This is a genomic window from Thermococcus sp., from assembly GCF_027066465.1.
In the GTDB taxonomy this organism is placed as follows: Archaea; Methanobacteriota_B; Thermococci; order Thermococcales; family Thermococcaceae; genus Thermococcus.
Genome location: NZ_JAMONU010000142.1, coordinates 1 through 8,150 on the forward strand (window position 1 = coordinate 1; position 8,150 = coordinate 8,150).

Genomic DNA, 8,150 nt, shown 5'->3' on the forward strand with positions numbered 1-8,150 from the left:
GAGCATCTCGAAGGGTCTCGCCCAGCCGGGGTTCTTGAGCTTAATCGGAATCTCCTCGATTTCCTCTTTGCTCGGCTCGCGGACGTTTATGTAGGCCTTTCCTTTGGTGACCTTCTTTATGCCCTCAAGAACCTTCGGAACGTCGACCCTCGGGAGCCAGCCGGTTAGGGCGAAGGTCATGTTCGTCCTCGCGAGCATCGGCAGAACGGAGGCCTTGTCGCGCTCGTTCTCCATGAGCTCCTGGTAGAAGACGACGTCGTCGTAGTACTTCTCGGCAAGCTTCTCAGCTTCTTTCTTTGCCGCGTCAAGTTCGCTCAGCTTTGAATCGAGCCTCCTGCGGTACTCCGCTATGAGCTCCCTCGGTGTTCCCCTGCCCTCTGGAACCTCAATCCTCTCCACCGAGAACTTGGCAAGCAGGGAGTTTACCTTGTCGCGGTCCTTTGAGAGGTTCGCTATGACGAGGAGAACCTTGTCCTTGAAGTCCTTTGTAACGATTGCAACCTTTCCCCCGGTGACCTTTTTAAGCTCCTCAACTAGCTGGGGAGCCTTCTGCCTTTCGACGGCCCCAACGGTAACCTCGACTATACCGCTGTGCCTGAGGTATTCGACATCAAGGTTCAGCTCCGAGAGCATTTCAAGAACCGCTATGTCCTCCTTAATCCTTTCTATCTCCGTCTGAATGGAACTTATTCTGCTCTCGGCGGCCTTTATCTCCGGCTCGGCCTTGGCCAGAAACTCCTCAACGTCCTTGATGAGCTTCTCTATTCCCTCGTAGCGGTAGGTCTTCTTGGGCTTCTCCCTCGGGAAGAAAAGCTCCTTTATGCCGCCGCCCTCCCTTCGCTTGTAAACCCTCAGGAAATCGGCGAGGCGGGAAATCGTGATGCTGTATGAGGCGGCCTTTCTGTGGTACTCGTTCGGGGTGTCCTTCTGGGCTATCTTGACGCTCAGCTCCCTAATCTCAACTGCACCAACCTCATGAAGGTAGGTCAGCAGGTCGTCCTTGTAGCGGTTGAGCGTGATAACGTCAAGCTTGACCATCTCCTCGGGCCTGAACACGTCAGCCCCCCCTGATTAGCTCTATACCTGAAGCAACGGCCCTGTCAAAGTTTTTGGCGGCCTTCTCCCTGAGGGCGTTAATCTCGGCCTCGCCCTCCTCAAGAATTTTTCTGGCTTCCTCCTCGCCCTCGAGTCTGGCCTTTTCAACGATTGCATCAGCTTCTCTTTCCGCTTCAAGGATTATATCCTCTTCGAGTTTCTTTGCCTCTTCCTTGGCCTTGAGAATCAGTTCCTTAGCCTCTTCCTTTGCCAGTTCTATACGCTCCTCTGCTTCCTTTTCTGCTTCGACAATACGCTTGATGACGTCCTCCATGAGTCCGCCCTCCGATGACCCTGAAAACAAGTGAACGACTCGCCAACTTTGGCTTCCCTAATAGGTTTAAATAGTTTATGGTTTGATGGTCAAAAATGGAAAAATGATTAAAGATGTGCATCAGTTTTCGGTCTCTTTTTCGTTGGGCTTCTTCTTCTCCAGAAGTTCTTTCACGCTACCGAGGACGCTGTTCTTGGCAAAAACTATAATCTGGCCCTTTTTGGGTAGTTTTGTATCGCCGGAAGGAATTATGAGGTTGCCCTTTTCGTCGTAAACAGCTATGATGAGCGCATCCTTCGGAAGGTTGAGCTCCTTAACGAGCTTCCCAGCTATCTCGCTGTCTTCGTCTATGGTAAAGCGGACTATCTCTGCACCCTCCTTGGGAAAGAGAACCCTGTCAAAGCCGGGCGTTATGATGTTCCTGCTGATGTACTCCGCCGCTATCTCCTCAGGGGAGATTACAAAGTCAAAGTACTTTTTCAAATCTTGAACTTCCTCGAATATCCTTCTGTTCTTCGGATTGCTTATTCTGAGGGATGTCTTAACGTTGGGGTTGAGGTGCTTCGCGAGTATGCAGGCCAACAGGTTCGCATCGTCCTTACCGGTCAGCGCCGCGAAGGCGTCCGCCTGCTTTATGTTAGCCTCCTCAAGGGTCTTCGGGTCGGTTGCATCGCCCTCAATCACGAGGCCGTTTATCTGCATTGAGAGTTCCTTTGCCCGCTCCCTGCTCATCTCTATTATCGTAACGTCGTGGCCGTCCGCCTCAAGCATCTTCGCAACGAGGTAGCCAACCCTGCCGGCGCCCATTATTATTACGTACATCACTCCTCACCGATTAGGTACTTGGCTATCTCCGCGTATGCCGGTCTCGTGATGAATATTCCTATGAGGACGCCTATTATGGTCGTTACTGCGAAGCCCTTGAGGGTTCCGACGAAGTACACCAGCAGGAAGCTCATCGCCGCTATCGTAGTCGCGGCGGAGGCGAAGATTATGAAGAACGCCCTACCGATTCTCCTGAGACTGCTACCGCGCCTGGTTATCCTGCTACTCCTCTCCCCTCCGAGCAACTCATCGGTTATGACTATCTGCTGGTCGACACCGGTTCCTATAGCGGCAACTATACCGGCGATGCTCGGCAGGTCGAGGTTCCACCGTATCAGCGCGGCAAAGCCGAGGATTATTATGACCTCGAAGAGGCTCGTGCTCGCAACGGGTATCGCTATCTTGAGGTTCCTGTAGTGGAGGTAAACGAGTATAAAGACCATTATCAAAGCCCCAAGCCCCGCGAGGAGGGCCTGCTGTTTGAAGTTCTCACCGAGCTTCGGGGATATGAACTGCATTCCGATGACGTTGAGCTTGACCGGCAGTGAACCGCTCTTGAGGACCGTGTAAACTGTTTTGGCTTCTTCCTCCGCGGTCAGCCTGTCCGGCGCCTGCCCGCTTATCTGAACGTCCTGTTGCGGCTGACCGTTCGCGAGCTCCTGACCCAGGGAGTATGGACCGTAGAGGCCGAGAACCTGCTTGACGAACTGGTAGTCGCTAACACCCTGGGGTCTGGCCACGTATGTGACGGACACCCCAAGTTTCTTCAGAGCGTTGACGAGGTTTTCACCGCCAACATCAACGAGAACGACCTGCTTTCCGTTTGCGAGCTCCTTGAGCTCCGCCGCACTCTGGTTTGTGTATATCACGGCGGTTATGTTCAGAGCCCTGTGAATCCTCCACAGCAGAACTGGAGCGTTTGGAGCGTCAGCGTTGAACTGGGTGCTGTTCATGAGGTCGTATATGCTCTTTGGAACTACTAGGAGTGAATTGGCAGGCGGGTCGAGGAACATGTCAACGGGCCAGCCCGGCTTGCCCTTCGCGAGCTTGGCGAACTTTTCGGCGGCGGCCTTTGAAATCCTGAAGGGAACCGACCAGCTGTTGTCGGGTTTTATCTGGTAGAGACCAACGTAAACGATGTCCTTTCCCGTTCCAAAGATTACCCCATCGAACTCCATGTAGAAGACACCCTGGCTCTCAATTATCTGCTTAATCTGATTGGCCGCTTCAGGCGTGCTGACGTTCGCAACCTTCACGAGGACTATCTGGTTGCCTTGGGCCTCGACCTGTATGTCCCTCAAACCGAGGGTGTTCAAACGCCTCTGAAGGGAATCAACGACCAGTTGCATTGTCTGAGAATCGACGGGGTGCTGGGTTTCCGCCACTATGGCCACGCCACCGGCTATGTCTATTCCATAAGTCAGCGGTCTGAAGTAGAGCGTCGTCAGTGAGCCGACGAGGAATATTATGAGCAGGATAATCCTCCAGTTTAAAAGAAGCTTTTTAAGACGCCTGTTCATGCCTTAACCCCCCTCTTGGCAAGATACCACCTGAGGACGCCGGCGTTGAAAACCCACGTGTTCATGAAGTCCGCGAGGAGACCGAAGATGAGGACTATGGCAATGTTGTCTATCGTCGGCGACGTTGAGATGAGCCAGAGCATGAAGAGGGCTCCCAGCGTTGTGGTGCTCATCGTGAAGCCCGTCGAGACCGCGCTTAGGTAGGCCTCCTCAATCGTGTCCTCCTTCCTCTTCGTTAGCTTGGTTGTGAGAAGTATGTTGCTGTCGACGGTGTAACCGATGAGCATGAGCAAAGCCGCTATGGTCGCGGTGGTTAGCTGAATCCTGAATATTCCCATCGCCGCGACGGCTATGACCATGTCCGAGAATGCCGAGAATATGATGGCGAGCGACGAAACCGGGTTCCTGAAGAACAGGAACACCACAACAGCCATCGCTATGAAAGCGAACGTTATGGCCTTTATCCCCTGTTTCCTCGCGAGCTCACCGAACGTCGGCTGAACCTCGCTGTGGGTATACTTCGCGTCCGGATACCTTTCCTTAAGGAGCTCGATTATCTTCAGGGGGTCCGTCCCGGATGGGGCATAAACTCTGATTCCCGTAACGCCCTCAACGCTCTTAAAGCTCTCAACGTTAATCTGAACGCCGAGCTGTTCGCTCAGCCATTTTTCTAGCTGGTCGGGGTTCGCGCTTACCCCGTAAGCAGTAACGACGACACCGCCCTTGAGGTCTATTCCCAGCGGGGGAAAGTGAACGGCCAGCACGATGAGAGCCACTATGAAGACCACCAAGGGATACAGCATCATCTTCTTGGGGTCCATTTCGGCGAGAAACCGGAGCTTTTCCTGCTTCTTCGCTCGGAGCTCCTGTTCTCTTCGGAGTTTGGTCTTATCCTTCTTTTTCTTCGTCATAATTTCACCCCTGAGAACTTGAGTTTCCCAACCGCTTGAGGTTACTTTGCCCATTGAGTTTTAAAATTAGTGGTTCAGTATCCGCATGCAAGACAAGCCGGCCGCCAAAACCTGAGACGTATGAGAGGCTTTTGGGACTTTTGAATCCCTGAGAACAGAACGATACCAAAACAGCCCGCAACTTTCAGTTTAAATCAATAAAGCTCCATTCAGGTTAGTTTAGAACTGAAACAGCCCGCTCACTTCCGTTCACTTCGAGGATTAACTTTAAAAAGGGTGCGTAACTACCCAAACTCCGGGTGAGAAGCCATGACCGAGATTGAGACCATTGGCTTTCACTACGTTGTAGAGGCGGCCGGCTGCGACCCTGAGGTTCTCGGTGACGCTGACAGGATAAGGCAGATATTCCTCGAGGCGGCGAAGGTCGGCAACATGGAGGTCAAGTCAAGCTACTTTTTCAAGTTCTCACCGACCGGCGTCAGCGGCGTCGTCATCGTTGCCGAAAGCCACATCTCAATCCACACCTGGCCGGAGAAGGGCTACGCGGCTCTGGACGTTTACACCTGCGGGACGAAGGCCAACCCCGAGAAGGCCGTTGATTACATCCTCGACAAGCTCAAGGCCAAGTACGCCCACGTCTCAGAGATAAAGAGAGGCATTGAAGAGGACGACGAGACATTCACCCACATGATACTGACGTGGGAAGAAAGCCTCAGGAAAAACGGAAACGGGAAATAAGTCAAAGAAGCTTTTCTATTTCCCTTATCCTTTCAAGGGCATCGTTAAGTATCTTCCTGACGTTCTCGACCTTCGCCTTGAGCTCCCTGTTCTCCTCTTCCAAGGCCCTGACCTTCTCCTCAAGCTCCCTGACTCTGGCTTCAAGCTCCTCCTTCTCCTTCTTGAGCTTCTCGTACTCCTCCATAGCGACGAGCTGACCGCCTTTAGCCAGAACCTCAACGTTCTTAACGAGCTCGTCAAGCTTGCCCTGCTTTATGAGCTCGTAGGTTTCCCTGACGAGCTGGCCGGCCTTCGTCTCGCCCTTGAGGTGCTTCCTTATTGTGGCCTCGGTCCTTCCGAGCTCTTCAGCGATTTCCCTGACGGTCATTCCGGCCTTCTCCCTCGCTATCGCTCCAGCTGCAACGGCAAGGCTGTCCACCCAGGTGAGCCTCTCGGCCGGGTCCTTGATGAGCTCTATGACCTCTGGTCTGAAGAGCGTCGCGAAGAGCAGTATGCTCTCAAGCCTGTGTATCTCCTCCCTTCCCATCGGGTTCAGCGGAACCTCCATACCTATCACCTCCCTTCAGTTTTTCACTCAATCTCAACGACGGTCTTCCTCTTCAGCACCTTGTCCGGGTAGACCACGATACCCCTGTCGGTTATCTCGAAGGGGTGCCTCCTCATGCTGTGGCTCGTTCCGCGCATCTTCCAGACTATGAGTGAGCGCTTGAGCTCGCCGTCAATCTCGTCCAAATCAAGCCTTATTATGCCATCTACGCCGTGCTCAACTCCCGGCCCACCGAATCCGCGCTCGCCGACGCTTATCTGGCTCACGAGTATGCTCGTAACCCCTAGACCAGCCAAGACGCGCTTGAGCTGCATGACAATGCTCCTCGCCATCGCCGGCTTGTTGATATAGAGCGTCGTAACCGAGTCGATAACGACGCGCTTGGCGCCTATGTCCTTCACGGCCGTTCTGAGAACGTCTATGAACTCCCTGATGTCGGTTAAGTCATGGACGATATACTTTTCATATTCCCTGCTCTTACCGATTCCGGCGGTGAAGGCATCGACCATCGCGAAGAGGCCCTTCTCCTCGTACTCCCTAACGTCCCAGCCGAACTGGGCCATGTTCTGCCTGACCTGAACCGGGTGCTCCTCAAGGGCAACGTAGATTCCCGGCTCGCCCATCTGGAGGCCGTTCCAGATGAACTGCTGGCTGAATATCGTCTTTCCCGTTCCGGGTCCACCGCTGAGCAGGACGACGTTCCTCTCAGGAATTCCACCGTGAAGGATTTCGTCCATTCCGGGAATCCCAGTCTTGACCTTCTTAATCATGAGCATCACCCCCTTTAGTTACATTTAGTTACCATTACTGCTCTACGCAAAAGGTCTTAAAAAGATTACGTCCGGTAAGAAAAGCTACCTTTCCCTTCTAAGGAATTCCCCCACGTCGGTGACGTTCAGGATGAACTTCCTCTCGCTTCCGGGGTTTATCCTGCCTATGCCGAGGATAATCCCGTTCTCGTCGTAGATTACGAGCTTTTTAGTCCCCCTCCAGACGTATTTCCGCACGCCACTCCTCGGGACGTCCTTGCCCGTGGTGAAGAGGAAGCCGGCCTTGGGGCTCAGCACCGCGTAGTTCTTCTCGACCTTAACGAAGTAGAAGAACTCGACATTGGGGTAGAACTTCTCGACCAAATTGTCAACCTTAATCGTGCCGACGAAGGTTCCGTAGGCGTAGGGCTTAACCTTTAACCCCTCAAGCTCCCTCCAGAGGGCCTCGTTGACGGCGTAAACGTCCCTGAACTTACCCTCGACGACGGCGAAGAAGTTGTGCTTTAACTCCCCGTACTTCTCGGCCTCACGAAGGATGAGGTCGTATTCCCATGCAGAAGCCCTGCGGTATCTGAGCTGCTCCATGTTCGAGCAATCGGCACGGGACTTAAAAGCTTAGCCCGTTCCATTGGGAGGGCTGACGTTTTCTGGGTAGGCAACCATAACGGTCGCGTTCTCGGGGACGCTTTCGTTCATATGGACGTGGACGTAGTAGTCCTCAACAATCCACTGGGCGGTCAGAAAGCTCACCGCACCGGAGAAGAAAAGCACCAGAAGAACGCCTATTAGCAGAAGGGGCTGAACGTTCTCAAGGTTTTTGACTTTGAAGATTAGGAGCAGACCGAGGAGCGAGAGGAACGCCCATGCTATGAAGAGAATCCTGAGGAGGGGCGTTTCACCGGCAGGCTCAAGCGAAACGGCCGTGGAGCCGAAGAGACCGAGGGAGAAATAGACGGCCCCGAGGTATTTTCCCCTCTTGGGGACAGGAGAAAGGCCAAGGTAATAGAGGGAGAAGGCCCCGATGGCGAAGTACAGGAGAACCAGGAACGGAAGGAGCCACGCAACCTCTCGAAACACCCGCTGGGGGAGGAGAACTGAGAACATTATCGAAGGAATCCCGTAGAAGACGAGGTTGAGAACACCCTGGATGAGGTAGACCGCGGTCAGCACGAAACCTTTCATAGGGGAACGTTGGGAAAGGCTGTATATCTACTTTTCGAGTTCATCGAGTAGCCTTGCAAAACCGTCCATGTCAGTTTCCCCAAACTCCCTCTCGAACTCAAGCCCCAGCTCCGCAATCTCCTCGGGCGTTATCCTCGTTTCCGGGTTTTTGGCGTTTATCCCGGGACAGCTCTCGTCGTAGTAGAGCCACAGGGTCTCTCCTTTGTAATTGAACGGCTTCTCACCCTCGATGCCGAGCGGTTTTCTGGAGACCATGAAGGGGTAGATGCGGCAGATAATCGGCCTGAC

The 8,150-nt window shown here is 53.5% G+C and carries 9 protein-coding genes and 2 pseudogenes; 1 reads left to right on the plus strand and 10 read right to left on the minus strand.

Annotated features, from left to right (window positions below; genetic code table 11):
- The 5 genes and pseudogenes from MVK46_RS06490 to MVK46_RS06510 form a co-directional block, all read right to left on the minus strand.
- Window positions 1–1,056, minus strand: a pseudogene (locus MVK46_RS06490) (V-type ATP synthase subunit I); the annotation flags it as partial.
- 1 nt (window position 1,057) lies between these two features.
- Window positions 1,058–1,369 (minus strand): V-type ATP synthase subunit H, encoded by a 312-nt coding sequence (locus tag MVK46_RS06495; protein WP_297535822.1) that lies wholly within the window; start codon window positions 1,367–1,369, stop codon window positions 1,058–1,060.
- Window positions 1,370–1,489: 120 nt separating this feature from the next.
- Window positions 1,490–2,191 (minus strand): TrkA family potassium uptake protein, encoded by a 702-nt coding sequence (locus MVK46_RS06500; RefSeq protein ID WP_297535823.1) that lies wholly within the window; start codon window positions 2,189–2,191, stop codon window positions 1,490–1,492.
- Entirely contained in the window at window positions 2,191–3,714 is a 1,524-nt protein-coding gene (locus MVK46_RS06505) for a preprotein translocase subunit SecD (protein WP_297535824.1), read from the minus strand. The genes MVK46_RS06500 and MVK46_RS06505 overlap by 1 nt, the downstream gene beginning before the upstream one ends.
- Window positions 3,711–4,625, minus strand: a complete 915-nt coding sequence (locus MVK46_RS06510; protein WP_297535825.1) for a protein translocase subunit SecF — start codon at window positions 4,623–4,625, stop codon at window positions 3,711–3,713. The genes MVK46_RS06505 and MVK46_RS06510 overlap by 4 nt, the downstream gene beginning before the upstream one ends.
- A gap of 318 nt (window positions 4,626–4,943) precedes the next feature.
- Here MVK46_RS06510 and speD point away from each other — a divergent pair, with 318 nt between their 5' ends.
- Window positions 4,944–5,363: an adenosylmethionine decarboxylase gene (gene speD / locus MVK46_RS06515; protein WP_297535829.1), complete on the plus strand. Its 420-nt coding sequence runs from the start codon at window positions 4,944–4,946 to the stop codon at window positions 5,361–5,363.
- A 1-nt stretch (window position 5,364) separates the two neighbouring features.
- On the opposite strand, the gene MVK46_RS06520 is transcribed toward speD, so the two are convergent.
- From MVK46_RS06520 to MVK46_RS06540, 5 genes and pseudogenes are all read right to left on the minus strand, one after another.
- On the minus strand, window positions 5,365–5,910 hold the full coding sequence (locus MVK46_RS06520; protein WP_297535826.1) for a hypothetical protein: 546 nt from the start codon (window positions 5,908–5,910) through the stop codon (window positions 5,365–5,367).
- A gap of 23 nt (window positions 5,911–5,933) precedes the next feature.
- Window positions 5,934–6,680, minus strand: coding sequence for a KaiC domain-containing protein (locus MVK46_RS06525; protein WP_297535830.1), 747 nt, complete (start codon window positions 6,678–6,680; stop codon window positions 5,934–5,936).
- 84 nt (window positions 6,681–6,764) lie between these two features.
- On the minus strand, window positions 6,765–7,265 hold the full coding sequence (locus MVK46_RS06530; protein ID WP_297535827.1) for a hypothetical protein: 501 nt from the start codon (window positions 7,263–7,265) through the stop codon (window positions 6,765–6,767).
- 30 nt (window positions 7,266–7,295) lie between these two features.
- Window positions 7,296–7,862 (minus strand): hypothetical protein, encoded by a 567-nt coding sequence (locus tag MVK46_RS06535; protein ID WP_297535828.1) that lies wholly within the window; start codon window positions 7,860–7,862, stop codon window positions 7,296–7,298.
- Between the two features lie 27 nt (window positions 7,863–7,889).
- A pseudogene (locus tag MVK46_RS06540) lies at window positions 7,890–8,150 on the minus strand (YkgJ family cysteine cluster protein); the annotation flags it as partial.